23 protein-coding genes, 1 rRNA gene and 1 riboswitch are annotated in these 26,500 nt (G+C 71.4%); of the genes, 16 read left to right on the top strand and 8 right to left on the bottom strand.

Annotated features, from left to right (window positions below; all coding sequences use genetic code 11):
- Positions 1 to 124: 124 nt before the first annotated feature.
- A 5S ribosomal RNA gene (rrf, locus tag JYA75_RS01120) occupies positions 125 to 241 on the top strand.
- Positions 242 to 780: 539 nt separating this feature from the next.
- Here the strand turns inward: rrf and JYA75_RS01115 are convergent.
- Both JYA75_RS01115 and JYA75_RS01110 read right to left on the bottom strand, forming a co-directional pair.
- Positions 781 to 1,206: a hypothetical protein gene (locus tag JYA75_RS01115; protein WP_239010516.1), complete on the bottom strand. Its 426-nt coding sequence runs from the start codon at positions 1,204 to 1,206 to the stop codon at positions 781 to 783.
- 190 nt (positions 1,207 to 1,396) lie between these two features.
- Positions 1,397 to 1,738: a YciI family protein gene (locus JYA75_RS01110; protein ID WP_006930444.1), complete on the bottom strand. Its 342-nt coding sequence runs from the start codon at positions 1,736 to 1,738 to the stop codon at positions 1,397 to 1,399.
- A gap of 325 nt (positions 1,739 to 2,063) precedes the next feature.
- Here JYA75_RS01110 and JYA75_RS01105 point away from each other — a divergent pair, with 325 nt between their 5' ends.
- Both JYA75_RS01105 and JYA75_RS01100 read left to right on the top strand, forming a co-directional pair.
- On the top strand, positions 2,064 to 2,705 hold the full coding sequence (locus tag JYA75_RS01105; protein WP_006930442.1) for a GntR family transcriptional regulator: 642 nt from the start codon (positions 2,064 to 2,066) through the stop codon (positions 2,703 to 2,705).
- Positions 2,706 to 2,788: 83 nt separating this feature from the next.
- Positions 2,789 to 3,970, top strand: coding sequence for an MFS transporter (locus JYA75_RS01100; protein WP_230304602.1), 1,182 nt, complete (start codon positions 2,789 to 2,791; stop codon positions 3,968 to 3,970).
- Between the two features lie 4 nt (positions 3,971 to 3,974).
- Here JYA75_RS01100 and JYA75_RS01095 read toward each other — a convergent pair whose 3' ends face one another.
- Complete coding sequence (locus JYA75_RS01095; RefSeq protein WP_006930439.1) at positions 3,975 to 5,336, bottom strand: M1 family metallopeptidase; 1,362 nt, start codon at positions 5,334 to 5,336, stop codon at positions 3,975 to 3,977.
- Positions 5,333 to 9,247 carry a Pls/PosA family non-ribosomal peptide synthetase gene (locus JYA75_RS01090; RefSeq protein ID WP_044475553.1) on the bottom strand — a complete coding sequence of 1,305 codons (3,915 nt, stop codon included), beginning with the start codon at positions 9,245 to 9,247 and terminating at the stop codon, positions 5,333 to 5,335. The genes JYA75_RS01095 and JYA75_RS01090 overlap by 4 nt, the downstream gene beginning before the upstream one ends.
- A 248-nt stretch (positions 9,248 to 9,495) precedes the next feature.
- Positions 9,496 to 9,611, top strand: a riboswitch (SAM riboswitch).
- Positions 9,612 to 9,677: 66 nt separating this feature from the next.
- Between JYA75_RS01090 and JYA75_RS01085 the strand changes: the two genes are divergently transcribed.
- Positions 9,678 to 10,997 carry an aminotransferase class V-fold PLP-dependent enzyme gene (locus JYA75_RS01085; protein WP_029540699.1) on the top strand — a complete coding sequence of 440 codons (1,320 nt, stop codon included), beginning with the start codon at positions 9,678 to 9,680 and terminating at the stop codon, positions 10,995 to 10,997.
- A 55-nt stretch (positions 10,998 to 11,052) separates the two neighbouring features.
- Here JYA75_RS01085 and JYA75_RS01080 read toward each other — a convergent pair whose 3' ends face one another.
- Together JYA75_RS01080 and JYA75_RS01075 are read right to left on the bottom strand one after the other, a co-directional pair.
- Positions 11,053 to 11,526, bottom strand: coding sequence for a YbaK/EbsC family protein (locus tag JYA75_RS01080; RefSeq protein WP_006930436.1), 474 nt, complete (start codon positions 11,524 to 11,526; stop codon positions 11,053 to 11,055).
- Between the two features lie 65 nt (positions 11,527 to 11,591).
- Entirely contained in the window at positions 11,592 to 12,113 is a 522-nt protein-coding gene (locus JYA75_RS01075) for a 2-oxo-4-hydroxy-4-carboxy-5-ureidoimidazoline decarboxylase (protein ID WP_006930435.1), read from the bottom strand.
- Between the two features lie 147 nt (positions 12,114 to 12,260).
- Here JYA75_RS01075 and JYA75_RS01070 point away from each other — a divergent pair, with 147 nt between their 5' ends.
- Complete coding sequence (locus tag JYA75_RS01070; RefSeq protein WP_006930434.1) at positions 12,261 to 13,091, top strand: crotonase/enoyl-CoA hydratase family protein; 831 nt, start codon at positions 12,261 to 12,263, stop codon at positions 13,089 to 13,091.
- Positions 13,092 to 13,102: 11 nt separating this feature from the next.
- On the top strand, positions 13,103 to 14,212 hold the full coding sequence (locus JYA75_RS01065) for an SRPBCC family protein (protein WP_203329587.1): 1,110 nt from the start codon (positions 13,103 to 13,105) through the stop codon (positions 14,210 to 14,212).
- Between the two features lie 54 nt (positions 14,213 to 14,266).
- Here JYA75_RS01065 and JYA75_RS01060 read toward each other — a convergent pair whose 3' ends face one another.
- Positions 14,267 to 14,758 (bottom strand): inorganic diphosphatase, encoded by a 492-nt coding sequence (locus JYA75_RS01060; protein WP_006930432.1) that lies wholly within the window; start codon positions 14,756 to 14,758, stop codon positions 14,267 to 14,269.
- A gap of 170 nt (positions 14,759 to 14,928) precedes the next feature.
- On the opposite strand from JYA75_RS01060, the gene dacB reads away from it, so the two are divergent.
- From dacB to hpt, 4 genes are read left to right on the top strand one after another with little or no spacing between them, the layout of a single operon-like run.
- Complete coding sequence (dacB, locus tag JYA75_RS01055; RefSeq protein ID WP_203329586.1) at positions 14,929 to 16,335, top strand: D-alanyl-D-alanine carboxypeptidase/D-alanyl-D-alanine-endopeptidase; 1,407 nt, start codon at positions 14,929 to 14,931, stop codon at positions 16,333 to 16,335.
- A complete protein-coding gene (locus tag JYA75_RS01050; protein ID WP_006930430.1) occupies positions 16,326 to 17,366 on the top strand; it encodes a zinc-dependent metalloprotease in 1,041 nt (346 codons plus the stop codon). Before dacB ends, JYA75_RS01050 begins: the two co-directional genes overlap by 10 nt.
- Positions 17,367 to 17,368: 2 nt before the next feature.
- Positions 17,369 to 18,367 carry a tRNA lysidine(34) synthetase TilS gene (tilS, locus tag JYA75_RS01045; RefSeq protein WP_203330230.1) on the top strand — a complete coding sequence of 333 codons (999 nt, stop codon included), beginning with the start codon at positions 17,369 to 17,371 and terminating at the stop codon, positions 18,365 to 18,367.
- A gap of 20 nt (positions 18,368 to 18,387) precedes the next feature.
- Positions 18,388 to 18,942 (top strand): hypoxanthine phosphoribosyltransferase, encoded by a 555-nt coding sequence (gene hpt, locus JYA75_RS01040; protein ID WP_006930428.1) that lies wholly within the window; start codon positions 18,388 to 18,390, stop codon positions 18,940 to 18,942.
- On the opposite strand, the gene JYA75_RS01035 is transcribed toward hpt, so the two are convergent.
- Positions 18,930 to 21,050, bottom strand: coding sequence for a protein kinase (locus JYA75_RS01035; RefSeq protein WP_203329585.1), 2,121 nt, complete (start codon positions 21,048 to 21,050; stop codon positions 18,930 to 18,932). The genes hpt and JYA75_RS01035 overlap by 13 nt on opposite strands.
- A 224-nt stretch (positions 21,051 to 21,274) precedes the next feature.
- Between JYA75_RS01035 and ftsH the strand changes: the two genes are divergently transcribed.
- The 6 genes from ftsH to JYA75_RS01005 are packed head-to-tail and all read left to right on the top strand — an operon-like array spanning position 21,275 to position 26,465.
- Positions 21,275 to 23,575 (top strand): ATP-dependent zinc metalloprotease FtsH, encoded by a 2,301-nt coding sequence (gene ftsH, locus JYA75_RS01030; RefSeq protein WP_203329584.1) that lies wholly within the window; start codon positions 21,275 to 21,277, stop codon positions 23,573 to 23,575.
- Between the two features lie 32 nt (positions 23,576 to 23,607).
- A complete protein-coding gene (gene folE, locus JYA75_RS01025) occupies positions 23,608 to 24,261 on the top strand; it encodes a GTP cyclohydrolase I FolE (RefSeq protein WP_006930424.1) in 654 nt (217 codons plus the stop codon).
- A 32-nt stretch (positions 24,262 to 24,293) separates the two neighbouring features.
- Positions 24,294 to 25,115: a dihydropteroate synthase gene (gene folP, locus JYA75_RS01020; RefSeq protein ID WP_203330229.1), complete on the top strand. Its 822-nt coding sequence runs from the start codon at positions 24,294 to 24,296 to the stop codon at positions 25,113 to 25,115.
- Positions 25,112 to 25,480 carry a dihydroneopterin aldolase gene (gene folB, locus JYA75_RS01015; RefSeq protein WP_203329583.1) on the top strand — a complete coding sequence of 123 codons (369 nt, stop codon included), beginning with the start codon at positions 25,112 to 25,114 and terminating at the stop codon, positions 25,478 to 25,480. Before folP ends, folB begins: the two co-directional genes overlap by 4 nt.
- A complete protein-coding gene (gene folK / locus JYA75_RS01010; protein WP_168579024.1) occupies positions 25,477 to 26,001 on the top strand; it encodes a 2-amino-4-hydroxy-6-hydroxymethyldihydropteridine diphosphokinase in 525 nt (174 codons plus the stop codon). The genes folB and folK overlap by 4 nt, the downstream gene beginning before the upstream one ends.
- Positions 26,001 to 26,465 carry a DUF3180 domain-containing protein gene (locus JYA75_RS01005; RefSeq protein ID WP_037200442.1) on the top strand — a complete coding sequence of 155 codons (465 nt, stop codon included), beginning with the start codon at positions 26,001 to 26,003 and terminating at the stop codon, positions 26,463 to 26,465. Before folK ends, JYA75_RS01005 begins: the two co-directional genes overlap by 1 nt.
- The last annotated feature ends 35 nt before the right edge of the window (positions 26,466 to 26,500 follow it).

Raw genomic sequence — 26,500 nt, 5'->3', positions numbered from 1 at the left:
CGGTATCTGAAACAACACACTCGATTCACCATGTTCTTCGGGGAATCGAGTGGGCGCAGCCCCCGTGAAAGAGGGCGGCGTTCACTCCATTCACTCCGAAGGAGTGTGGACAGTTTCACAGAGTTACGGCGGCCATAGCGGAGGGGAAACGCCCGGTCCCATTCCGAACCCGGAAGCTAAGCCCTCCAGCGCCGATGGTACTGCACCCGACAGGGTGTGGGAGAGTAGGACACCGCCGAACACCCGTTACCGGAAGCCCCCCAACCTCGTTGGGGGGCTTCCGGCATTTTTCGTGTCTTTTCCGGGGCGCCGCCATTTCCTTCCGGAAGTCTGCGTTCACGGCCGTGACCGGGCCCGTGAACTGCTCCGTTTCGTGTGAGAGTTGGTCATTGCGGTGCATGCACCAGGTTGTGCCGCTGGTAGCCCACGGGCATTGTCTCCTCGAGTTCCACTCGATGAGGGGACGGGCCGCTGTGCGCGGTGTGTCGGTGTTCGCCGGCTGGTTCGGGATGCTGAACGACGAATTTCTCCTGCCCTGGAGGTCTATCTCAGCGGAACAGCCCGGCGGGCTGGAGGCGAAGGCGACAGGAGTGGAGCGCACCCATGGTCATCGTTGCAGGACACCTCACCGTCGAGCCGTGGCGGCGCAAGTCCTACTGAAGCACAGGCGATAGGTGCCCCAGTCGGTGAGAGTCGATCAGGGAGAGGTGCGGGTTGGCGCGTAGACCGCCGGCGGCTACCTGCCCGGGTGCAGCGTGTCGACGACCTTCTCCAGTCCGATCAGCCTGCCAGTGCCTCGCGCCGCCGCCACAGCCGGGCAACCGTCCATGGCCCGAACGCGAGCGAGATGATGTTGATCCCGGTCTCGACCGCCATGTCCGCAGTCATGTGCCGGTAGCTGCCGTGCTCGAGGTTCCACAGCGTGTCCATGGCCCCGAGGAATGTCATCGCGCCGCCGGCCGCGATCCCAAGCGGGATGGCGACCGCTCGTCCCCTTGTCAGGTGCCAGGCACTCGTTGCGAAGCTCGCGGCCATCAGTCCGTCGGCGGCCGGAAAGGCGTTCTCGAACGCGATATAGGCGGCATCGTCGGACGACCTGACATGTCCGGCAGTGAAGTAGTCGAGCCAGTACACCGCGACGCCGCCGGCGACGCTGCCCATCGCAACCGCGTGCAGCCGATCGCCCCACGTCGGCGGTGGTCTCATCACGCTCCCTTCAGTGCATCCGAGTATGGCGGCGGCTCTTCGCAGTTGAGGGTGTAGGGCTGGTCGGCGCGTCGGTGGCCGGGTCGGCCGGCGAGGTGCCGCCGGTCGGGGTCACCCGCCCTGTGCGCTGCTGCACGCCTTTCATTATGGGCGCGCGACGCACGACCGGCTCCGGCTGGGGTTGCCCTCGTCAGCGGGCCGGGTCGTCCTGGAACTGCCGGACCTCTTGCGAGCAGCGGCAGGCGACGGCGATCTTCGCGGCCCACTCGAGTGCCGCCTCCCGCGAGGGCAGCTCGAGAACGGTGTAACCGCCGTTGGGCACCTTGTGGCCGGGGTACGTGCCCTCGGTGACGGTGCCGTCACCGGCCACGAGCACCGGGTCTACGTCCTCATCGATCCCTCCGGCGAAGACGTACACGCCCGCCGCCTTGGCCTCGTCGATGACGGCATGGGAGGCTTCGACCACCGCCTCGAAGTCCTCCTCGGGGAACACCATGGCCTCGCCAGGGAACGAGATCAGGTACTTCGCCATTCGAGGACTCCTCTGCTCCTGCCGCGTCACCCGCCGGCTCTTCTCTACGGCACCGCTCGAATGCCCAGCCCGATTGTGGCTCCGGCGCCCGACATGTGCTCGAGGTAGGGCGTCGCGACGGACCCGCAGAACCTCCTCGACGCTCTCCCCACGACCGCTTTCGCCTGTTGCGATGGACGGGTTCACCGGATTCGAGGCCGCCGCCGCGAAGAGCTCCCCGAGGCGGTCGCGGTCATGGCTCCCTTCCACCTTGCCCTCCTGGGCAAGCCGGCAGGGCCGCGTGGTGCCCCACCGTCGGCCTACGGTATAAATACATCTTGTGTCTATGTCGTATTCAGCCGCCGAGGCGGCCTACCGCGAGGTCAAGGAGCTGATCCTCTCGGGTGAGCTGCCCGGCGGGGATCTGATCAGCGAAGGGGAGATCGCCGCACGGATGTCGTGCAGCCGCACCCCGGTGCGCGAGGCCTTCCTCCGGCTCGAGGCGGAGGGCTGGATGCGCCTGTACCCCAAGCGGGGCGCGCTCGTCGTCCCGGTGGCGGACGGGGAGGCCGAGCACGTCGTCGATGCGCGACGGCTGCTGGAAACGCACGCCGTGCGCGCCGTCGCGTCGGCTCCGCAGGCGCGGGAACGGCTCGAGCGCACGTTGCGCGAATGCCTGGACACCCAGCGGGAGCTGGCCGAGCGCGGGGACGTCGGCGCCTTCAGCGGCGCCGACGCGGACTTTCACCGCAGCATCGTCGCGGCGGGCGGCAATCCGCTCCTCGACAACTTCTACGCAAGCCTGCGTGAACGCCAGCGACGGATGACGGCGCGTTCGGTCGCTCGTGATCCGGCGCAGCTGCAGAAGATCATCGCCGACCACACGCACCTGGCGGATCTCGTCGCCGCCGGGGATGCCGACGCGTTCGACGAGGCGCTTCAGGTGCACATGCGTGAGGTGCACGGACTCGGAGGGGGACGACTGTGACCGCTACTACCACCGACCCCGGTCGGCTGCCGACACTTACGGAAACGGTCCCGCGCGGGACGTGGCTGCTCGTGGCCGCCGCGATGTTCACCGTCGCCTGGGGTGGCAACGAGTTCACGCCGCTGCTCGTGATGTACCGGCTCGAACACGGTTTCGCGCCGGTCGTCGTCGACCTGTTCCTCTTCGCGTACGTCCTGGGCATCGTGCCGGCCCTGCTCGTCGGCGGCCCTCTCTCCGACCGGCTCGGGCGGCGACCGGTCATGGTGCCCGCGCCGTTCGTCGGCCTGGCCGGTTCCGCGGTGCTCGCCCTCGGGGCGGACTCCGCGCCGCTGCTCATCCTCGGTCGCATCCTCTGCGGGATCGCCCTCGGTCTCGGCATGGCCGTCGGCGGCAGCTGGCTGAAGGAACTGTCCGATCCGCGCTGGGATCCGCGCGCGACTCCCGGTGCCGGTGCGCGACGGGCCGCGATGAGCCTGACCGCCGGCTTCGGGGTCGGGGCCGGGGTCGCGGGGGCCCTCGCGCAGTGGGCGCCGATGCCGAGCGCCCTGACCTACCTCGTGCACATCGGGCTGAGCGTCGGCGCCGGTGCGGCGCTGCTCCGGACGCCGGAGACCCGCCCGGCGCAGCCGGAGGTGGAACGGACTCCGCTGCGGGAGGATCTGAAGATCCCGGCGGCCGGGCACGCCCGCTTCCTGTTCGTGATCGCCCCCGTCGCCCCCTGGGTGTTCGGTGCCGCGAGTTCGGCCTACGCGATCATTCCGGCGCTGATGACCGGACACAGCGGCGACGCGCCGGTCGCGTTCTCGGCACTGCTGTGCGTCGTGGCCCTCGGTGCCGGTTTCGCGATCCAGTCGCTGGGCCGCCGGATCGACACCCCGCGCAATGCCCGGGCCGTGGTGGTGGCGCTGACGCTGCTCGTGGTGGGGATGGTCACGGCGGCGGTCGCGGCCGCGGCACTGACCGTGCCGCTGGCGCTGCTGGCCGCGGTCGTCCTGGGGTGCGGCTACGGCATGGCACTGGTGTCGGGTCTGCAGGAGGTGCAGCGCATCGCCGGCCCCGACGACCTCGCCGGGCTCACCGCGGTGTTCTATTCGCTGAGCTATCTCGGTTTCGCGGTGCCCGCCGCCATGGTGTACCTGTCACAGACGTACCCGGTCCTGACCTACCCGGCGATGTTCGTCGTGGGCGCCGTCGCGGCGGCCGCGTGCCTGGTGCTCGTCCTGGTCAAGTGGCGGGCGCACCTGCCGGAGCGAGCACAGGCCTGACGCCTCACGGCTCGGGCATCGGCGGCAGTGCCTTCTCGGCGAGCCACGCGTCCCACAGCGGACGCAGCGGTGCATCCGCGAACCGCGCCGCCAGATCGGTGAACTGCTCGGTGGTGACGGTCCCGTGCCGGTGCTCGGCGGTCCACTGCCGCAGCAACGCGAAGAACTTCTCGTCGCCGAGGCGCAGGCGCAGCGCGTGCAGGGTCAGGGCGCCGCGCTTGTAGACGCGGTCGTCGAACATCAGCTCCGGACCCGGGTCGCCGAGGAGGAGGTCCTGGGGTTTGCGGCCGAGCCCCCGGTGCGCGTCGGCGGCGATCGTGTGCGCCGACGGGCCGTCGGAGTTCTCCGACCACAGCCACTCCGCGTAGCAGGCGAAGCCCTCGTTCAGCCAGATGTCGCGCCACCGCGACAGGGTGAGGCTGTTGCCGAACCACTGGTGGGCGAGTTCGTGCGCGACAAGCCGCTCCTCGCCGCGGCTGCCGTCGCAGTGGTTCGCGCCGAAGATCGACAGGGTCTGCGCCTCGATCGGGATCTCGAGCTCGTCCGCGGTGACGACGACGCTGTAGTGCGTGAACGGGTAGGGCCCGAAGAGCCGGGAGAAGACGTCCATCATCTGTGGTTGCCGGCCGAAGTCCCGGTCGAAGTTCGCCTTCAGGCGCGGGGGATGCACCGCGTAGAGGGGCACCGGCCCGTCGGACACCCTGCGGGTCTCGTAGTTTCCGATCTGCACGGTGGCCAGGTAGGTCGCCATCGGCTCCGGCTGTTCGTACTCCCAGGTGGTCTGGCTGGCCCTCGTCGTCCTGCGCACCAGTGTGCCGTTCGCGATCACCTGGAAGGGCGAGTCGGCGGTGACCGTGATCCGGTAGCTGGCCTTGGCGCCGGGATGGTCGTCGCAGGGGAACCACGATGCGGCGCCGTTGGGCTGACTCGCGACGAGCGACCCCTCCTCGAGTTCCTCCCAGCCGACCTCGCCCCAGGGGCTGCGGATCGGTTTCGGTGTTCCGTGATAGTGGACGACGATCGTCAGGACCCCGCCCACGGGAATCTTCCGGGCCGGGGTGACGACGAGCTTGCCGTCGCGCTGGGCGTACTTGGCGGGCCGGGATCCGTTGACCGACAGTTTCGTCACCCGCATCGTCGGTGCGAGGTCGAGCGCGAACTTGCCGCGTGCGTCGGTGGTGGTGGCGATGACGGTGGCCGTGCCGGTGAGCCGGTTGGCCACCACCCGGTAGGTCAGGTCGAGCTCGTACCGCGACACGCGGTACCCGCGGTTGCCGCTCCGCGGCAGGTACGGATCGATCGGGGCGTCCGGCTTCGCGGTCCTGCCGTTGTCGCGCGACTTCTTCGGGTCGTTCCCCGGCTTCACTGCGGGGACCAATCGCTCGGGTGTGACCACGGTGCGATCGGATTGCCTTGCCATCTGCTCGAATCCGGAACGACGTCGCCGCGCATCACCAGCGAGGCGGGACCGACGGTGGCGCCGGCTCCGATTCCGGCCGCGGGCAGTGCGACGCACTGGGGGCCGAGGGTGGCGCCGGCGCCGAGCGTGACGGTGTCCATGGACATGATCCGATCATGGAACAGGTGCGTTTGCACAACACATCCGCGTTCCACCGTCGCGCCGTCGCCGAGGGTCACCAGGTCGGCCTCGGGCAGCCAGTAGCTCTCGCACCACACCCCGCGGCCGATCTTCGCGCCCAGGCCCCGCAGCCACAGGTTCATCACGGCCGTTCCGGTGGCGGGCCGGGCGAACCACGGCGCCGCGACGGTTTCGACGAACGTGTCGGCCACCTCGTTGCGCCACACGAACCAGCTCCACAGCGGGTGCTCCTCGCGGCCGATGCGCCCGACGGCCACCCACTTGGCGGTCACGGACACGATGCCGGCCACGGCGCCGGCAAGGATGAGCACGAGGCCGCTCAGCGCCGCGGCCGGGCCGTATCCCGCCGCGCCGGCCAGCGCCTGCAGGGCGAACAGGACGCCGAGGCCGATGCCGAACGTGACGATCATGGGGAGCAGGCGGAAGGTCTCGACGAAGCCGCGTGCCACCCGGAGCCGCAGCGGGGGCGCGAACGTGCGGCTCGAGTCGCCGTCGTTCGCGGCGCGGCGCAGCCGCACCGGTGGGCTGCCCAGCCACGAGGAACCCGACTTGGCCTTCGACGGGGCAGCGGAGAGCACGGCGACGAGCCCGTACTTGGGCACCCGGCGCCCGGGGGCGGCCATGCCCGAGTTGCCGAGGAACGCGCGCTTGCCGACCTTGGCCCGGGAGATGTACAGCCAGCCGCCACCGAGTTCGTAGCTGGCGACCATGGTGTCGTCGGCGAGGAAGGCGCCGTCGGCGACGCGGGTGAACTTGGGCACCATCAGCACGGTGGAGGCTTCGACGTCCTTGCCGATGTCGGCGCCGAGCAGCCGCAGCCAGCCGGGGGTGAGCATCGAGGCGTAGAGCGGGAACAGGAACGTGCGCGAGCTGTCCATCAGGCGCTCGGTCGCCCACACCTGCCAGCCGACGCGGCTGCGGACGGGGTGGTGGCCCTCGATCATGCCGAGGGACAGGGCGCGCACCGACAGCACCGTGAGCGCGGCGAACACGAACAGGGTCAACAGTGCGGCCACCGGCAGGATCGCTGCGCTGCGAAGCAACGCGTCGGTCAGGTCGGCGGTGCCGCGGATCCACCATCCGACCAGCGTGAGGCCGGCGGCGATCGAGACGATCGGCAGCGAGGCCAGCGCCACCGACGTGAGGCCGAAGACCGGCACCCACCACGCGGCGCGGCGCGGCGGCTCGTCGGGCCACGGATGTACGGCTTTGCCGACCTTCCGCGCAGGGGAGCCCGCCCAGTGCTGGCCGGCCTTGACCCGGCCGAAGACGGCGGAGCCGGCCTCGACCTCGGCGTTCTTGCCGATCTTGGCGCCCGGGGCGAGCGTCGAGCGGGCACCGACGGTGGCGCCGGCGCCGATCCGGATGGTGCCGATGTGGACCTCGTCGCCGTCGACCCAGTGGCCGGACAGGTCGACCTCGGGTTCGACGGAACAGCCGTCGCCGAGTTCGAGCATGCCGGTCACCGGCGGCAGGCTGTGCAGGTCGACGCCCTGACCGACCTTCGCGCCGAGGGCGCGGGCGTAGTACAGCATCCACGGCGCCCCGGACAGGTTCACCGCGCCGCTGGCCTCCGACAGCCGCAGCGCCGTCCACAGCCGCAGGTGTTCGCTGCCGCCCCTCGGATAGGTGCCGGGTTCCAGGTTGCGCAGCAGCAGCCGCGTCCCGGCGACGGCGACGGACATCCGGCCGAGCGGGGTCAGGAACAGCAGGATGCCGAGCGCCACCCACCACCACGACACCGGCGCGAGCCACGGCAGGTCGACGAACAGCGCGAAGACGTTGTTCGCCGTCGCCAGCCATGTCACCCATTGCAGTCCGGTCAGGGTGGTGAGCGGCACCGTGATGGCCAGCTGCAGCAGCTGCGTCCGGCGTGGGACGGGGGCCACCTGCCGCGGCGCGACCACCGCGGACGGTGCGAGGTCGTCGAGGTACCCGGCCAGCGAGCCGAGCCGCGGATGGTCGTACAGTTCGGCGACGGTCATCGCGGGGTAGCGCTCGCGCAGGGCGGTCACCAGCTGGGCCGCGGAGAGGGAGCCGCCGCCCAGTTCGAAGAAGTCGTCGTCGATGCTCTCGATCGGGGTGCCGAGGATCGACACCCACAGTCCGGCGACCCACTCGGCGGTCGGGTCGAGACCCAGGGCCTCGGCGGAGTCGGCCTCGGCGCCGGGCAGCGGCCACGGCAGCGCGTTGCGGTCCACCTTGCCGGAGGTGCGGGTGGGCAGCTCGTCCACCAGCGCCAGCCGCGGCACCAGGGCCGCGGGCAACTGCTCGCCGAGCAGGTCGCGCGCGGAGGCGAGGTCGAACTCCGGGTCGGTGCTGGCGATGTACCCGACGAGGATCGAGTGCCCGGCCGCGGTCTTGCGCACGGCGGCCGCGCCGCCGGCGACGCCGGGCAGGTTCTGCAGAGCGTTGTCGACCTCGCCGAGCTCGATGCGCCGACCGCCGATCTTGACCTGATCGTCGGCGCGTCCCTGGAACAGCAGGCCCCTGCGGTCGAGGGTGACCAGGTCGCCGCTGCGGTACGCGCGGTCCCAGCCGAGGGTGGGCATGGGGGCGTATTTCTCGGCGTCCTTGGCCGGGTCGAGGTAGCGAGCCAGTCCGACGCCGCCGATGACGAGTTCGCCGGTACCGCCCTCGGGCACGGGCCGGCCGTCGGCGTCCACCACGGCGAGGTCCCAGCCGTCGAGCGGCAGGCCGATGCGGATCGGGCCCTTGCCGTCCATGGTTGCCGCGCATGCGACGACGGTGGCCTCGGTCGGCCCGTAGGTGTTCCACACCTCGCGACCGGGCACGGCCAGTCGCTCGGCGAGGTCCGGCGGGCAGGCCTCGCCACCGAAGATCAACAGCCGCACCGCTTCGAGCGCCTCGGCGGGCCACATCGCCGCGAGGGTGGGGACGGTGGAGACGACGCTGATGTCGCGGGAGACCAGCCACGGCCCGAGGTCCATCCCGGACCGCACGAGCGAGCGGGGCGCCGGCACGAGGCACGCGCCGTGCCGCCACGCCAGCCACATCTCCTCGCAGGAGGCGTCGAAGGCGACCGACAGTCCGGCCAGTACGCGGTCGCCGGGCCCGATCGGGTTCTCGCGCAGGAACAGCCGGGCCTCGGCGTCGACGAAGGCGGCGGCGCTGCGATGGCTGACCGCGACGCCCTTGGGGGTGCCGGTGGAGCCGGAGGTGAAGATGATCCAGGCGGCGTCGTCGAGGCGCGGGCCGCGCAGCTGTGGCGCGGGCGACGGCGGCGCGGTGCCCGGGCCGATGCCGTCGGCGGTGACGACGGCGGTGACCATCGCCTCCCCGAACACGAGTTCGGCGCGTTCGTCGGGGTCGTCCGCGTCCACCGGCACGTAGGCCGCGCCGGCCGCGAGGATGCCCAGGATCATCACGTACAGGTCCTTGGAGCCGGACGGCATGCGCACGCCGACGCGGTCACCGGCGCCGACTCCCGCGTCGGCGAGCCGGTACGAGCAGGCGATGACCTCTTCGACGAGTTCGGTGTAGCTGAGAGTGACGGTGCCGTCGTCGACGGCCGGGGCGTCCGGGTGGGTGTCGGCGGTGGCCCGCAGGATGTCGACGAGGGTGCGGGGGGCCGGGGCGTGGGAGGAGCGAACGAACTCCTCGGGGATGCGATACGACCGATCCGGATCCGTCGTGGGCTGGGCAGGCAATCGCATGTCCTTCTCTCGGCCTGGTGGTGCGTTCGTCCGGTTATCTCACGGTCAGATGGACGGAGGGTGAACATCGGGTGTGTCGGTGCCCACTCCATCGGTGGAATCTCCCGCTCGACCCGACGTCGCGCTCCGCGGCGCGGCGTCCGACTCCGCTCGAATAACCTTATCTCCCTGAAACTTCCGTTTGCGGGACGACGGCCTCCGCGATTCCGGTTTGACATCCGTGCGCGCTCCTGCAATCCTCTTCGGCAGGTCACGAGAACCAGCGACAAGCCCCGGCTAGCTGGTCGGCAACCCTCCTCCGCGGTGGGGTGCTCCGGGTGACGACCAGGCCGTGTTTCCACACCGGACACGGCAAGCGCGGATTCGGACCGTGATCGCACTCGGGCGACGAGGCGACCACCGGCGAATCCCTGAACGACGAGGGAACGTCATGACTGCTGCCGTACTGACCGCCGACACCTGCATCGCCCCGTTCGCCCGGGTCACCGGATGTGACCTGCAGGTACCCCTGGTCCAGGGTGGTACCTGCACCTACGCCAACTTCGACTACGCGGCGAGCGCGCCCGCCCTCGAAGCGGTCACCGAGCGGATCGCCGAGCTCCTGCCGTACTACGCCAGTGTGCACCGCGGTGCCGGTTACGCCTCCCGGATCTCCACCTCGAGCTACGAGCAGGCTCGTGAGTCGGTGGCCCGATTCGTGTGCGCCGCAGACGATCAGGTGGTGGTGTTCACCCGCAACACCACCGACTCCCTCAACCTCCTGGCCGGAGCCGTACCCGGCGACGTCGTGGTGCTCGACGTCGAGCACCACGCAAACCTGTTGCCCTGGAAGAACGCCCGCGTCGTCGAGGCCGCGGACACCGTCGCCGAGACGGTCCGCCGGCTCGTCGCCGAGCTGTGCAGCAAGCCCGCCGCGCTGCTCGCCGTCACCGGCGCCTCCAACGTGACCGGCGAGGTCCTCCCGATCGCCGAACTCGCCGACGTGGCGCACGCCTGCGGCGCCCGGATCCTCGTCGACGGAGCGCAATTGGTGCCGCACCGGCGGATCGACCTCACCGCTCTCGGCGTCGACTACCTCGCGTTCTCGGGTCACAAGCTCTACGCCCCGTTCGGTGCCGGCGCTCTGGTCGGACGCCGGGACTGGCTCGACGTCGCGGAACCGTATCTCGCAGGGGGCGGTGCGGTCCGCGAAGTGCGTCTCGGTCACACCGAATGGGCGTGCGCCCCGGCGCGGCACGAGGCCGGCACGCCGAACGTGCTCGGCGTCGCGGCCCTCGCCGCGGCGTGCGACGCGCTCGCCGGTTTCGACGCCGACGCCGTCGCCGAGCACGAGGAGGCGCTGTGCCGGCGCCTCCTCGGCGGGCTGCGCGACCTCGACGGCGTGGAGATCCTGCGGCTGTGGAGCGACTCGCCGGACTCGGTCGGCATCGTCACCTTCACGGTCTCCGGATTCGAACCCGGCGAGGTGGCGTCGTACCTGTCCGCCGAGCACGGAATCGGTGTGCGCGACGGCCGGTTCTGCGCACACCCGCTGCTCGCGCGGGTCGGCCTGCCCGGCGGTGCGGTGCGCGCCTCCCTGGGGCTCGGCAGCTCGTCCGCCGACGTGGACCGCCTGCTCGACGCGCTGCGCGGGCTCGTCGACGCCGGTCCCGGCTGGACCTACGCCAAGACCGACGGCCTGTGGGGACCGTCGCCCGAGACCCGTCCGGGCCTGGTGGAGTCCACCGCCGGCGCCGCGCAGTGCAGCTGACCGATTCCCGGGCGGACCGCCGGACAGGCACTGCCCGCCGGTCGAGCCGGCAGGTCTAGTCGACGTCGACGTCGACGGCCGCCGTGATGCGCATCAGCTCGCGGAACGTCGTGCGGAACAGCGTGCGCGGATGCCCGCCGGAGGCCCACAGCTCGGGGAAAGCGGCCAGGGCGGTGTCGACGTACGTGGTCAGGTTCGTCGGATGCCCGAGCGGTGCCACCCCGCCGACGGGCTGCCCGGTGACCTCGGTGACCACGTCCGGGGGCGCCGCAACGAGCGCACCACCGAGGCGTTTGCCCGTCCGTTCCGGGTTCACCCGATGCGCACCCGAGACCAGCAGCAGCACCGGTTCGTCGTCGAGCAGGAACACCAGCGACTTGACGATCGCACCCACGTCGACCCCGAGTGCGGCCGCCGCCTGCTCCGCGGTGTGCACCGACTCCGGCTGGGTTGTGATCAGCCCGTGATGACCGCGCGCGATGAGCGTGTCGGCCACCCGAGCGGCATTCGGATGCAGTGTCCCGGACATGGTTCCAGCCTAGGAGCCCACCGCCGTCCGTGGCCCCGATCGACAGGGCTGCCCGCAGTCGGCGGTCAATACAGGGGAAAGCCGTCCTCCGGTCCGAGCATGCGCTCGAGCCGGGTACGGGTGATCTTGGCCAGTTCCTCCGTGCACGCTTTGCGCTCCGCCTCGGGTTCGTGCGCGAGGCGGTGGTGAAGATCCGTCAGCAGTTCCCCCGGCCCGCGTCCCTGGGGGCACCACAGGTAGCGGTAGCCGAAGCGCTCCTCGTAGGCGGCCGCCGCGGCCGTGATCGCGGTCATCAACGCCTCGTCCTCGTCCCACAGCGAGCACTGCTCGAGCCGCGAGGCGGTGCTGCCGCGCCGGCGTCCCACCACCGGGTGGCAGTCGAGGGCCTCCGCGATCTCCGCGTCGCCCAGCGAGAACAGGGCGGCGTCGGCTCGGGCGAACAGTTCCGAGTAGCTTGCGTAGGGCCGCCCGGCCGCCACCGACTGGGCCCAGGTCAGCGACGCGCAACACTCGTACAGCGCGTGGGTGGCGCCCCGCCGGGACAGGGCATTGAAGGCGCCCAGACCGATGCCCTGATGCATCAACATGGCAGTCGCTCCTTTGCGAGTCGGACCGTTCGTGTCCTCAGGATCCGTCCGGTTCGCGGCGGTCACCAGTGGGGTAGCAGGGAATTTTCGAGGCTGTAACGAGCGGCCCTCGTCGGCCGTCCGAAGCGCAGACATTACTGTTGAGTAATGACTGCAGATTCCCGCTGGAAAGCGTTCACCGTCGACGTCGCCGACCACGTCGCCCGCGTCACGCTGGTCGGGCCCGGTAAGGGCAACGCGATGGGTCCCGACTTCTGGACCGAGCTGCCCGTGCTGTTCGGCGAGCTCGACGCCGATCCGGACGTGCGCGCCGTCGTGCTCGCCGGCGCCGGCAAGCACTTCTCCTTCGGCCTCGACCTGCCCGCCATGAGCGGCGACCTGGGCAAGGTCCTCGCCGACAAGGCGCTGGCCGCCCCGCGCACCGAGTTCCACGAGATGGTCAAGCGGATGCAGGCGGCGATCACCGCGGTCGCGGACTGCCGCAAGCCGGTCGTCGCGGCCGTGCAGGGCTGGTGCATCGGCGGCGGCGTGGACCTGATCTCGGCGGCCGACATCCGCTACGCCAGTGCCGACGCGAAGTTCAGCGTCCGCGAGGTCAAGGTCGGGATGGTCGCCGACGTGGGTAGCCTCGCCCGCCTGCCGCTGATCATCGGCGACGGGCACCTGCGCGAACTCGCCCTCACCGGCAAGGACATCGACGCGGCACGTGCGGAGAAGATCGGTCTGGTCAACGACGTCTTCGCCGACGCCGACGCCGTTCTGGCGGCCGCGCAGGCCACCGCCGCCGAGATCGCGGCGAACCCGCCGCTGGTCGTGCACGGCATCAAGGACGTCCTCGACCACAGCCGCTCGGCGCGCGTCGACGACAGCCTGCGCTACGTGGCGGCCTGGAACGCGGCGTTCCTGCCGTCGGAGGACCTGACCGAGGCCATCACGGCAGTCTTCGAGAAGCGGCCCCCGGAGTTCCGGGGGCGGTAGAGGATGGACGGGTGCGACGGCATCCGGCCCTGACGTGGGGCGGCCGGCTGGTGCCGGTCGTCCCACTGTTGTATCTGGCGGTCTATCGGCCGTGGCAGCTGCGCTGGGGTGCGACCAGGACCGAAGTGGCTCAGCGGGTTCCGGGTGATGAGATCGTGCCCGGTCCGCACTGGTCGGCGACCCGTGCGGTGTCGATCGCGGCCGACCCCGAAGACGTGTGGCCCTGGCTGGTCCAGATGGGGGCGGGGGAACGTGCCGGCTGGTACAGCTACGACCTCGTCGACAACGGCGGGAAGCCGAGCGCCGGCGAGATCCGGCCCGAACTGCAGCGGCTCGAGGTCGGCGACCCCGTCCGGCTCGTCGCGGGTTCTCCGGCCGCCTTCCGGGTGGAGTCGATCGACCCCGGACGTTCGCTCGTGTATGCCCACTCGCACGACGGTGGCACGGTCACCGCCGTGCTGGTGCTGCGCCCGGACGGTCCCGGCCGTAGCCGGCTGGTGCATCGCGTGCGATTCCGCATCCCTCCGTCGCCGTTCGCTGTCGGCTGGGCCGCCCTCATGGACGCGGGGGACTTCGTGATGTCCCGGCGGATGCTGCTCGGCATCCGGGACCGGGCCGAGCGGCATGCCCGACGGCGCCGGGGCGGGCCGCCGCCTGTCGACGAAAGCCATGGGGCCACAATGGATTTCCGGCTCATGATCCCGGTGCGCCGACCGCCCGGTGCGGCGTTCGCGCTGCTCGCCGACGTTCAGGAACACGTGGGTGCACCGGCGCGCACGGGCGTCCGGATGAGCAAATCTCCACTCGGTCCGACCGCCGAGGGCACCCGGTGGCACGAGCGGGTGCGGCTCGCGCCGGGCTGGTGGATGTCCGTCGACAGCGTCGTGACCGCGATCGAGGAGCCGGAGCTGCTCGGGATGGACTTCCGGAGCGCCTGGTTCACCGGTCACCTCGACTACCGGATCGAGCCCACCCCGGGGGGATGTCTCCTGCGGCAGCACTTCGTCATGCGGTTGCCGCGCCCGCTGCAGTCGTGGTCGGCGCGGGTGGACGCCCGGCTCCGCCCGCGCCTGCTCGATCGGCTCGCCGAGGTCCGGGACGCGATCGAGCAGGGCGTGTGAGAACGCGTTCGGGCTCCGCAGCCGGCGGCCGCGGAGCCCGAACGATGCGTGGTGTCAGTGCCCGCCGTCGGCCTTCAGGCGCTCGATCGACGCGGAGACCTCGGCCTCGGCCTCGGCGCGGCCGACCCAGTCCGCGGCCTCGACGTGCTTGCCCGGCTCGAGGTCCTTGTAGTGCACGAAGAAGTGCTTGATGGCGTCCAGTTCGAACTGCGAGACGTCGCTGATGTCCTTGACGTGGTCCCAGCGCGGATCGCCCGCGGGCACGGCGAGGACCTTGTCGTCGCCCCCGGCCTCGTCGACCATCTTGAACATGCCCACCGGGCGGGCCTCGACGATGACGCCGGGGAACACCGACTCGGGCAGCAGCACCATGCAGTCCAGCGGGTCGCCGTCCTCGCCGAGGGTGTTCTCGATGTAGCCGTAGTCGGCGGGGTAGCCGAACGAGGTGTAGAGGTAGCGGTCCAGCTTCACACGGCCGGTTTCGTGATCGACCTCGTACTTGTTGCGCTGTCCCTTGGGGATCTCGATGGTGACCTCGAACTCCACGCCGTGTCCTCACTTGTAAGTCGATACGACTGCCGTATCTGCGGTGATGGTCCGCACAGAGGATAACGGGTCGGCGCTAGGCTGGGGGCGCAGGTGCCGGACCAGCGGGGCGGCCACCAGGGCGCGGGTTTCGCCGGAGCGGACGCCGCGGGATTCGACACAGCGGAGGCGTGTTGGCGGGGCAGGGCAAGAAGAAGCTGGGCACACTGGCGGGACGGCGCCGCCGGAACCTCCGGATCCTGTTCACCATCTGGGGAGCGGGAACCGTCGCGCTGCTCGTGGGGGGAGCCTTCGCGCTCTCCGACGTCCGCAGCGGGGAGGCCGCCGCCGCGATAGCGCCCGCGCCGGCGCCCGTCACCGCAACCCCGCAGGTGGCGCCGGTACCCGCCGACGCGCTCGCCCCCACCGCTCCCGCGCTGGCGGCCACGCTCGCACCGGCGCTGGGGAACGCGGGACTCGGCAACTTCACCGGCTCGATCACCGACGCCGCCACGGGCACCGTGCTGTGGTCGAAGGATCCCGCCCGGCCGATGATTCCGGCGTCGACGACGAAGGTCCTCACCGCCGCTGCGGCGCTGCTCGCCCTGCCGGCCGAACACCGCGTCACCACCAAGGTCGTCGAGGGTGGCCGGCCGGGGGAGATCGTGCTCGTCGCCGGCGGCGATCCCACCCTCACCGCCCGGCCCGTCGGCGAATCCGGCTTCTACGCCGGCGCCCCGCGCATCGCCGACCTGGTGCAGCAGATCCAGCGGAGCGGCACCGTCGTCGACACGGTGCTCGTCGACGCCGGTGCCTACGCCGGCGACCCTCTGGCCCCCGGCTGGTTCCCGGCCGACATCGCCGGCGGTTCCGTGGCCCCGATCGAACCGGTGATGCTCGACGGCGGCCGCCTGAACCCGCTCGAGGACGAGTCGCCGCGCACGCCCACCCCCGCCCTCGACGCCGGTCGGGCCCTCGCCGCAGCACTCGGCGCCGACCCCGCCCGGGTCGCCGCCGGCACCGCCCGGCCCGGAGCAGCCCCGCTGGCCGCGGTCCAGTCGACGCCGCTGCGCGACCGGCTCGGGCAGATGATGGGCTACTCCGACAATGTCCTCGCCGAGGCCGTCGGCCGCGAGATCGCCGCGGCCGAGGGCGCCGAGCCGTCGTTCCGCGGCGCGGTCGACAGCGTCTCCGCGGTCCTGCGCGAGGCCGGATTCGACCTGACCGGGCTCACCCTCCACGACGTGAGCGGGCTGTCCGTCGACAACCGGATTCCCGCGCAACTGCTCGACGGGGTGATGGCCGCCGCCGCCGGAACCGAACAGGCGTCGCTGCGCCCGATGCTGGACTACCTGCCCGTCGCCGGCGCCACCGGCACCCTCTCCGAGCGCTACGCCTCGACCAATCGCGACGGGGCGGGTTGGGTCCGCGCGAAGACGGGCACTCTGTCACAGGCGAGCGGCCTGACCGGATTCGTCGTCGACACCGACGGACGGGTGCTGACGTTCGCCCTGTTGTCCAACGACCGTCCGCCGGGCGAGAGCCGGCCGGCCCTCGACGCGGTGGCGGCGACCCTCCGAGGATGCGGATGCCGATGACCGACCAGGACCGGACGCTGGGTGACGCGATCGACTGGAAGCTCGCGGCCGGGATCGGGGCGCGCCTGACCCGACCGGGCCCGGCGATGTCGCGCTACACCGCCGAGACCGTCTCCGCCGAGCTGGCGTCGGCCGCCGACCGCGCCGAGCCGCCGGTGCGGGAGCTGACCGGACTCGGTGACGGGCGGGACGTGCCGCCCGCCGCGGTCGTCGACCGGTCCGGCTGGGTGCACGCCGCCGCCAGGTCGATGGCAGACCTCACCGGTTCCGGGCCCGCAGACGGCCGCTGGGTCGGCAAGCCCGCCGGCGTGCAGGCCGGTGCGATGCTCGCGTACCTTTCCTCCGCCGTGCTCGGTCAGTACGACCCGTTCTCACGGTCTCTGCTGCTCGTCGCGCCGAACGTCGTCGCGGTCGAGCGGGCGCTGCGGGTGCCCACCGCCGACTTCCGGCTGTGGGTGTGCCTGCACGAGGTCACCCACCGCGTGCAGTTCGCCGAGGCGCCGTGGATGGCGGATCTGATGCGCGAGGCCGCGGCGGAGCTGGGCCGGACCGCGGAAGAGTCGTTCACCGACCTGGCCGGCCGGATCACCGGGGTCCTGCGCGATCGCCGGCCGGGCGAGGAGAAACCCATGGCCGAGCGCGGCGTGCTCGGTCTCGTCCGAGCGGTGCAGTCCGAACCCCAGCGCGCCGCACTCGACCGCATGCTGGCCCTCGGCACCGTGCTCGAAGGCCACGCCGACCACGTGATGGACGCGGTCGGGCCCACCGTGGTGCCCGCCGTCGCGCAGATCCGCCGGGCGTTCGACAACCGCCGGCGCCGGGCCGTGAACCCCGTCCACCGCATCATCCGCGCACTGCTCGGGATGGACGCCAAGATGGCCCAGTACGTGCAGGGCAAGAAGTTCGTCGACACCGTCGTCGAGCGGGCGGGCATGGCCCGGTTCAACGTCGTCTGGAGCGGTCCGGACGCGATGCCGACCCTCGCCGAGATCGACGACCCCCACGCGTGGATCGCGCGGGTGCTGGGCTGACGGTGTCGTCCGAGCGGCCGCTCCTGCCCGAGACCCCTGCCCTCCACGAGGTGCGCCTGGCCGTGCGGCGGTGGGTCGCGGCCCACGGCCGGTCCGTCGCGGTCGGCCTGTCCGGCGGCGCCGACTCGTCGGCCCTGACCGCCGCCGCCGTCGCCGAGGCGGATTCGGTGCGGGCCGTCGTCGTCGACCACGGCCTGCAGCCCGGCTCCGGCGACGTGGCCGCCCTGGCCGCGGAGTTCGCGCGATCCGCCGGGTGCGGATCGGTGCAGGTCGTCCGCGTCGCGGTGACCGGCCCCGGCGGACTCGAGGCGGCAGCGCGCGCGGCCCGCTACCGGGCGCTCGGCGAGGCCCGGGCGGGGTTGCCCGTGCTGCTCGGGCACACGCTCGACGATCAGGCCGAGACGGTGCTGCTCGGGCTGGGCCGCGGTTCCGGTGCCCGGTCCCTCCGCGGCATGTGCGAGTTCGACGATCCGTGGGGCCGCCCCCTGCTCGGGGTGCGCCGCGAGGTCACCCGCCGGGCATGCGCGGAACTGGGGTACGCGCCCTACGAGGACGCGCACAACAGCGACCGGCGCTTCACCCGGGTGCGGCTGCGTGAGGAGGTGCTGCCGCTGCTCGAGGAGGTGCTCGGGGGTGGGGTCGCGTCGGCCCTGGCCCGCACGGCCCGGCAGTTGCGCGAGGACGAGGACGCATTGGAGGAGCTGGCCCTGCACCGGCTCGCGGAGGCCCGGGCCGGGACCGGCCTGGCCGTGGACGCCCTCGCCGGCACTCCCGTGGCGGTGCGACGGCGGGTCCTGCGGCGATGGCTGCTCGACTCGGGGGCGTCGGCGCCGACGGACCGCACCCTGCGGGCCGCCGACGAGCTGATCGGCCGGTGGCGCGGGCAGGGCGCGGTGGCCGTGGGCGGCGGGCCGGAGCCCGGCGTCAGGTTGGTGGTCACGCGTCGGCGTGGCAGGCTGATCGTCGAGTTCGTCGGCCGGCGACAGGGCGCGGACGACTGAGGGAAGGCAGGAAGAACCCGGTGTACGAGAACGACATCGCGTCGGTACTGATCTCCGAGGACCAGATCAAGCAGCGCACGAAGGAGCTGGCCGAGACCATCGCCACGCGCTACCCGGTGGGCGCACCCGAGGGTGACCTGCTGCTCATCGGCGTGCTCAAGGGCGCGATCTTCTTCATGACCGACTTCGCGCGGGCACTGCCGATCCCCACCCAGATGGAGTTCATGGCGGTCAGCTCGTACGGGTCGTCCACGTCCTCGTCCGGTGTGGTGCGCATCCTCAAGGACCTCGACAAGGACATCGCCGGCCGGAACGTGCTGATCGTCGAGGACATCATCGACTCCGGCCTGACGCTGTCCTGGCTCATGCGCAACCTCTCCTCGCGCAACCCGGCGTCCCTCGAGGTGGTGACGTTGCTGCGCAAGCCGGAGGCCGTGAAGGTCGACGTCCACGTCGCCGACGTGGGATTCGACATTCCGGACGAGTTCGTCGTCGGCTACGGCCTCGACTACGACGAGCGCTACCGCGATCTGCCGTACATCGGCACCCTCGACCCGAAGGTCTACACCGGCTGATCCGAGGTCGGCCCCACCGGATCGCGCGTCGACCGCGTCGGGGCCATGCCGCGCTGCAGCGCCCGCAGGTCGTCCTCCATGATGCGGAACAACCAGTACACGAGCACGAACGCGGCGATGCTGCCCACCGCCAGCACCCGGACCGCGACGAGAACCTGCTGGATCTCCTCGGGCGAGAGATACGTCACGCCGGCGACCCCGACGAGCGGCACGGCCGCCGCGAGCGCCAGGTAACGCACACTGCGCCGGTGCAGCCCCTCGAGTTCGCGGGCGTCCGTGGCGTCGGTCGCCCCGTGCGGCAGGAACGCCGGATACAACGATCGCACCATGTAGAAGGCGACCAGGAAGAACGGGTAGGCGACGGCGATCGCGCCGCACACCAGGATCGACGTGAGGAAGTGCGCGGCAGAGGGGCCGTCGATGTTGCCGCCGACGAAGTGCAGCGCGACGGGGAACGCGATGCCCGCGACCGTCCACAGGGTCATCACCACCGCGGCGACTCGGTCGCTGATCAGCAGCGCGTCGTGCCGGGCCCGGGCGAGTTCCACCGCGTTGTAGCTGCGGCCGCGGTGGAGGCCGCGCGGCACGGTGATCAGCCGTCGGCACAGGTACACGATGATCACCGTGCCGAGGGGGAAGGTGATCCCGTTGATGATCAGCGCGAGCTGTTCGAACTCGCGCTGGGTGTCCGGTGGGAGCCGGTCGACGATCAGGTTCGCATTGTGCTGGTAGTTGTACAGGGCGGCCAGCACGTTCGGGATCGCGATCGCGGCCGTGAGGATCGGCACCACGGGGCGGCGCAGCCGGGCCCGCCAGCTGTGCGGCGGCGGGTCGACGAGGTCCCGGGCCCGCGGATCGAGGCATAGGTCGAACTGCTGGGCCAGCTCCGCGCCCGACGCCCACCGGTCCGCCGGATCCGGCTCGAGGCACTTCGCGAGCACCCGGAGCAGGGTCTGGGGGCAGTCGGCCGGGACCCGCTCGCGTGCAGCCGCGGTCAGTCCCGTGCGGCGCCGCGCGAGCATGGTCTCGAGCGCGGGCAGGGTCTCGGCGCCCAGATCGTCCTCGCTGTTGGGCCGGCCGCCGGTGAGCAGTTCCCACAGCATCACCCCGAGCGCGTAGATGTCGCTGCGGGTGTCCATGTCCGCGGCGGTGCCGGGCAGCCCGGGATGGCACGCCTCGAGTTGTTCGGGCGACATGTAGGCCAGGGACCCGCCGAGGTACGCCACGGCGGACGTGCCGCCGACGGACTCGGCGAAGCTGATGTTGAAGTCGGCGAGCTTGGGCACGCCCTCCGCGGTGAGCAGGACGTTGGCCGGCTTGACGTCGCGGTGGAGCACGCCGCGCCGGTCGGCGTAGTCCAGCGCGGAGGCGAGCCGGCGGCCGAGCCACGCGACGGTCTCGGGCCAGGTCAGGCTCTCGAGCCGGCTGCGCACGGTCGACTCGGCGGGCCGGATCTCACCCTTCTCGGCGAGGGTCTCGTCGACGACGTCGAGCAGGAGCCGGCCGCTGCGCTGCTCCGGCGGGGTGGTGCGCACCCGGTGCAGCACCCGCAGCAGCGTCCCGCCCGGCAGATACTGCATGTACAGCAGCCGCAGGCCGTGTTCCGGCAGGATCCGCTGGTCGAAGACGCGGACGATGTAGTCGTGGTCGAGCTGGGCGAGGGTCTGCGCCTCGGTGCCGCGGTCGGGGGAGATCTTCACCGCGACGAGCCGCTGCATCGAGTGCTGCCGGGCGAGGAACACGCGGCCGAAGGCGCCGCGGCCGAGGTTGGTGAGCAGGTCGAAGTCGTCGATCCGGTTCCCGGCCTCGACGTCGTCGATGCCGGCGGGGACGCGGACCGGGAAGGGCTCGGTCGTCGCCTCGCCAGGAAGGACGGCCGCAGCCGTGCGGGTCGGCTCGGTGGTCGCATCGGCCGTGCGCGTGAGGTCAACAGGTGCGGTACGGGTGGGATCGGCCGCAGCCGTTCGGGTCGGCTCGGCCGCAGCCGTTCGGGTCGGCTCGGCCGCAGCCGTTCGGGTCGGCTCGGCCGCAGCCGTTCGGGTCGGCTCGGCCTCGGTGATCCGGGTCGGGTCGGCCTCGGTTGCAGCGTCCGGCTCCTGCATGGCCATGCGAAATGATAACCACGTCGTGGCCCGTGACCGCAGGCACCTGACGCGACCGGGAACCCCCGGGTGGTCCCGGACGTTGATCCTTCGGACCGTGCGGCCGCGCGAGGGCAACGCTGCGCGTCCACGCGGTAACCTTGCGGTGTCCGGTTCGTCGCCGGACTCCTCGGGACGACCACGATGATGACCGCACTATCGAAAGGACCGGCCGGCCGGGCCGAACCTGTATGAACCGCAAGACAGTGTTCCGTAATCTGGCGATCGTCGCCGGCATCCTGTTGGTCATCTACGCCTTCAGCTACTTCGGCGACGACACCCGCGGTTTCGCCAAGGTGGACACGTCTGTCGCGATCGCCCAGCTCGACGCGAACAACGTCAGCCGGGCGCAGATCGACGACCGCGAGCAGCAGGTCCGCCTGTGGCTGAAGAGCGGCAACGAGGCGACCGGGGACAACACCGAGATCCTCGCGAAGTACCCGGAGTCGGCGTCCGAGCAGATCTTCGACAAGGTCGCCGGCGCGGGCCTCGAGAAGTTCGACACCACCGTCACCCAGGAGAGCTGGCTGACGTCGATCCTGCTGTTCGTGCTCCCGATGATCATCCTGCTCGGGGTGTTCTTCTTCGTGATGAGCCGCATGCAGGGCGGTGGCCGCGGCGGCATGATGGGCTTCGGCAAGTCCAAGGCCAAGCAGCTGTCCAAGGACATGCCCAAGACCACGTTCGCCGACGTCGCCGGTGCGGACGAGGCGGTCGAAGAGCTGTACGAGATCAAGGACTTCCTCCAGAACCCGGCGCGCTACCAGGCCCTCGGCGCGAAGATCCCGAAGGGCGTGCTTCTGTACGGACCTCCCGGCACGGGCAAGACGCTGCTCGCCCGCGCGGTCGCCGGCGAGGCCGGTGTCCCGTTCTTCACCATCTCCGGTTCGGACTTCGTGGAGATGTTCGTCGGTGTCGGCGCGTCCCGCGTGCGCGACCTGTTCGAGCAGGCCAAGCAGAACAGCCCGTGCATCATCTTCGTCGACGAGATCGACGCGGTCGGCCGCCAGCGTGGCGCCGGCCTCGGCGGTGGCCACGACGAACGTGAGCAGACGCTCAACCAGCTGCTCGTCGAGATGGACGGCTTCGGGGACCGGCAGGGCATCATCCTCATCGCCGCCACCAACCGTCCCGACATCCTGGATCCGGCCCTGCTGCGTCCGGGCCGGTTCGACCGGCAGATCCCGGTGAGCAATCCCGATCTCGCCGGGCGCCGGGCGATCCTGCAGGTGCATTCCAAGGGCAAGCCGCTCGACCAGAACGCCGACCTCGAGGGGCTGGCCAAGCGCACGGTCGGCATGTCCGGTGCCGACCTGGCCAACGTCGTGAACGAGGCCGCGCTGCTCACAGCGCGCGAGAACGGCACCGTCATCACCGAGGCCTCGCTCGAGGAGTCGGTGGACCGCGTGATCGGCGGCCCGCGGCGCAAGAGCCGCATCATCAGCGAGCACGAGAAGAAGATCACCGCCTACCACGAGGGCGGGCACACGCTCGCCGCCTGGGCGATGCCGGACATCGAGCCGGTCTACAAGGTGACGATCCTCGCCCGTGGCCGCACCGGTGGTCACGCGATGACCGTCCCCGAGGACGACAAGGGCCTGATGACCCGCTCGGAGATGATCGCCCGCCTGGTGATGGCCATGGGTGGCCGCGCCGCCGAGGAACTCGTGTTCCACGAGCCGACGACGGGTGCCTCCTCCGACATCGACCAGGCCACCAAGATCGCCCGGGCGATGGTCACCGAGTACGGCATGAGCGCCCGCCTCGGCGCCGTCCGCTACGGGCAGGAACACGGCGATCCGTTCCTCGGCCGCTCGATGGGCGTGCAGTCCGACTACTCGCACGAGGTGGCCCGCGAGATCGACGAGGAGGTACGCAACCTCATCGAGGCCGCGCACACCGAGGCGTGGGCGATCCTCAACGACTACCGCGACGCGCTGGACCTGCTCGCCGGTGAGCTGCTCGAGCACGAGACCCTCACCCGCAAGGACCTCGAGCGGATCCTCGCCTCCGTCGAGAAGCGGCCACGGATCACCGAGTTCAACGACTTCGGTGGACGCACGCCGTCGGACAAGCCCCCGATCAAGACGCCGGCCGAGCTGGCGAAGGAACGCGGCGAGCCGTGGCCGCCGGAAGCGGTGCGCCCGTCCTTCACCAAGCCCGCCCAGCCGCAGCCCGCGGCGCCGACGAACGGGCATCCGGCGCCGGTGCCGGCGCCCGCCTCGGAGCCCCTGCCGGGCTTCGGGCAGCCGCCGCACCCGGGTGGGCCGCGCCATGCGACCCGGCCCGACTACGGCGCGCCGGCCGGCTGGTCGGCACCCGGTTGGCCGCCTGTCGAGTCCGAGCAGCCGCCGCAGAGCACCTATCCTGGGTATCCGCAATGGACCCAGCCCGCGCGCCCGGCCGACGACGACGAGCGGCAGACCGGTAGGAACGTGGCTCCCGAGCCACCGCCGACACAGCCGTGGGAGGGGCCGACCGGTCCGCGCTGAGCCCGAGTCAACGAGAGTGGAGGTACGGTCTGGTGTCGGTGAATCACCTGGATTCCGAGACGGATTCCGCGTCGATCGGCGGTGACGGCGAGGTCCTGCGCAGCCTGGAATCGGGCCGGGTCTTCGATCAGGCCCGCGCGGAGGCGGCCGTCCGGGAACTGCTGATCGCGGTGGGGGAGGACCCCGAGCGCGAAGGTCTGCTCGACACCCCGGCCCGCGTCGCGCGGGCGTACCGGGAGATGTTCGCCGGCCTGTACACCGATCCGGACTCGGTCCTCGACAAGACCTTCGACGAGGGCCATCAGGAACTCGTCCTGGTGCGTGACATCCCGATGTACTCCACATGCGAGCACCACCTGGTCTCGTTCCACGGGGTCGCGCACGTGGGCTACATTCCCGGCCGCACCGGCCGGGTGACCGGGTTGTCGAAGCTGGCGCGGGTGGTGGACCTGTACGCCAAGCGCCCGCAGGTGCAGGAGCGGCTGACCAGTCAGATCGCGGATGCGCTCGTGCGCAAGCTCGATCCGGTCGGGGTGATCGTCGTCGTCGAGGCCGAGCATCTGTGCATGGCCATGCGGGGCATCCGCAAGCCCGGGGCGAGCACCACCACCTCGGCGGTGCGGGGGCTGCTGCAGTCCAACTCGGCGTCGCGCGCCGAGGCTCTGGATCTGATCCTCCGCCGGTGAGCGCGCTCCCGAACCCCGGGCGCCCGGTGGTGATGGGCGTGCTGAACGTGACCCGGGATTCGTTCTCGGACGGCGGCCGGTACCTCGACCGCGACGCGGCGATCGCGCACGGTCTGGAACTGCGCGACCTCGGCGTGGATATCGTCGACGTCGGCGGCGAATCCACCCGTCCCGGAGCGGCCCGGGTCGACCCGGAGGTCGAGGCCGGGCGCGTCGCGCCGGTCATCGCCGCCCTGAGCGCCGCCGGCATCCCCACGAGCGTCGACACCATGCGCGCGTCCGTGGCCGAGGCCGCGATCGAGGCCGGCGTCACCATCGTCAACGACGTCTCGGGTGGGCGCGCCGACTCCCGCATGGCCACGGTCGTGGCGTCGGCAGGCGTGCCGTGGATCCTCATGCACTGGCGGCCCGCGGGCGGCTTCGTGCACGCCGGCGGGTCCACCCACTACGACGACGTGGTCCGTGAGGTCCGCGATGAGCTGATGGTGCAGGTGGATGCCGCGCTCACGGCAGGCGTGGAGCCGGCGAACATCATCCTCGATCCCGGACTCGGATTCGTGAAGGACGCCGACCACAACTGGGAACTGCTGCACCGGCTGCCCGAGCTGACCGAGCTCGGCTACCCGGTGCTGATCGGCGCGTCGCGCAAGCGGTTCCTCGGGTCCCTGCTCGCCGCCCCCGACGGCACGATCCGGCCACCCGGCGGCCGCGAGGTGGCCACCGCGGTCGTGTCGGCGCTCGCGGCCGAGCACGGGGCCTGGGGGGTGCGCGTACACGACGTGCGGGCGTCGCTCGATGCCGTCGCCGTCGTCGGCGCGTGGCAGCGCGGCAGTGCGGCGGGAGGACCGGCGTGAGCGACCGGATCGAACTGCGCGGACTGCGCGTACGCGGCCACCACGGCGTGTTCGACCACGAGAAGCGCGACGGTCAGGACTTCCTGATCGACATCGTCGCGTGGCTCGATCTCGCGCCGGCCGCGGCGAGCGACGCCCTCGACGACACCCTGCACTACGGCATCCTCGCCGAGCGGGCCGCCGCGATCGTCGCGGGCCCGTCGCGGGACCTCATCGAGACCGTCGCCGGCGAGATCGCCGCCGACGTCCTCACCGATCCGCGGGTTACCCGGGTCGAGGTCACCGTCCACAAGCCGTCGGCGCCGATCCCGCTCACCTTCGCGGACGTAGCGGTGGTGGTCGATCGCAGCCGGAGCGGCTCGTGAGCCGGGTGGTGCTGTCCATCGGGTCGAACATCGGGGACCGGCCGGCGCACCTGCGCTCGGTCACCGAGGCCCTCGCCGACCGGATCGTGGCCGTGTCACCGGTGTACTCGACCGCGCCGTGGGGCGGGGTCGAGCAGCAGGACTTCCTCAACGCGGTCGTCGTCGCGGAGGACCCGTCGCTGGACTGCCGCGGCTGGCTCGAGCTGGGCCGGCAGCTCGAGGCCGCCGCCGACCGGGTCCGGGAGCAGCGGTGGGGCCCGCGCAGCCTCGACGTCGACGTGGTCACCTGCCACGACTCGGACGGTAACGAGGTTCTCAGCGACGATGCCGAACTGACCCTGCCGCATCCGCGTGCCCACCTGCGCGCCTTCGTGCTCGTCCCGTGGTGGGACGTCGAACCTCAGGCGACGCTGACGGTCGACGGCACGCGACGACCGTTGACGGAGTGGCTCGCCGCTCTCGACGTCGACGAACGCGAAGGGGTGCGCCGCACCGAGTACCGACTGGAGCCGCCGCGGTGATGAAGGCGACGCGTATCCGGGACCTGCTGGCGCTGGCGGTGCTCGCCGCCGTCGCGGCGTGGTTGCTGGCGCGCGGCCTGTACGGCACGTTGCCGCCGATCCCCGTCTACGCGGGGGCGTCGCTGTACCCGGTGGCGATCGTCGAGGTGGTGCTGGCGTTCATGATCCGTTCCCGGGTGGGCAAGCACGAGATCGGCGACGGGCCGCACCAGTTGCATCCCATCACGGCGGCCCGCGCGGTGGCGCTGGCGAAGGCGTCGGCTCTGGTCGGGGCGGCCAGCGCGGGCATCTGGGCAGGATTCCTGCTGTACCTGGTTCCGCAGCGGCCGGTGCTGCAGGCCGCAGTCGAGGACAGCGCCGGGGTGATCGTCGGGCTGCTCGCCGGCGTGGCGCTCGCGGCTGCCGCGCTGTGGCTCGAACACTGTTGCCGGACACCGGAAGACCCGGACGAGCCCGCGACCTGACCGGGGCGGCGAATCCTGTGCGCTCGACTCTCGGG

The sequence above is a fragment of the Rhodococcus sp. PSBB066 genome, assembly GCF_017068255.1.
Lineage (GTDB): Bacteria > Actinomycetota > Actinomycetes > Mycobacteriales > Mycobacteriaceae > Rhodococcus > Rhodococcus aetherivorans.
This window is presented reverse-complemented; position numbering and strand designations above follow the sequence as displayed.

Excerpts from the sequence above, each read along its gene's own strand:
- JYA75_RS01115 (WP_239010516.1), bottom strand. The coding sequence starts at position 1,206 with ATGAGACCACCGCCGACGTGGGGCGATCGGCTGCACGCGGTTGCGATG.
- JYA75_RS01080 (WP_006930436.1), bottom strand. The coding sequence starts at position 11,526 with ATGTCCGGGACACTGCATCCGAATGCCGCTCGGGTGGCCGACACGCTC.
- JYA75_RS01105 (WP_006930442.1), top strand. The coding sequence starts at position 2,064 with ATGTCGTATTCAGCCGCCGAGGCGGCCTACCGCGAGGTCAAGGAGCTG.
- ftsH (WP_203329584.1), top strand. The coding sequence starts at position 21,275 with ATGAACCGCAAGACAGTGTTCCGTAATCTGGCGATCGTCGCCGGCATC.
- JYA75_RS01005 (WP_037200442.1), top strand. The coding sequence starts at position 26,001 with ATGAAGGCGACGCGTATCCGGGACCTGCTGGCGCTGGCGGTGCTCGCC.
- JYA75_RS01070 (WP_006930434.1), top strand. The coding sequence starts at position 12,261 with ATGACTGCAGATTCCCGCTGGAAAGCGTTCACCGTCGACGTCGCCGAC.
- JYA75_RS01090 (WP_044475553.1), bottom strand. The coding sequence starts at position 9,247 with ATGCGATTGCCTGCCCAGCCCACGACGGATCCGGATCGGTCGTATCGC.
- folP (WP_203330229.1), top strand. The coding sequence starts at position 24,294 with ATGGGCGTGCTGAACGTGACCCGGGATTCGTTCTCGGACGGCGGCCGG.
- JYA75_RS01035 (WP_203329585.1), bottom strand. The coding sequence starts at position 21,050 with ATGGCCATGCAGGAGCCGGACGCTGCAACCGAGGCCGACCCGACCCGG.
- JYA75_RS01110 (WP_006930444.1), bottom strand. The coding sequence starts at position 1,738 with ATGGCGAAGTACCTGATCTCGTTCCCTGGCGAGGCCATGGTGTTCCCC.
- JYA75_RS01050 (WP_006930430.1), top strand. The coding sequence starts at position 16,326 with ATGCCGATGACCGACCAGGACCGGACGCTGGGTGACGCGATCGACTGG.
- JYA75_RS01075 (WP_006930435.1), bottom strand. The coding sequence starts at position 12,113 with ATGTTGATGCATCAGGGCATCGGTCTGGGCGCCTTCAATGCCCTGTCC.
- JYA75_RS01100 (WP_230304602.1), top strand. The coding sequence starts at position 2,789 with ATGTTCACCGTCGCCTGGGGTGGCAACGAGTTCACGCCGCTGCTCGTG.
- JYA75_RS01085 (WP_029540699.1), top strand. The coding sequence starts at position 9,678 with ATGACTGCTGCCGTACTGACCGCCGACACCTGCATCGCCCCGTTCGCC.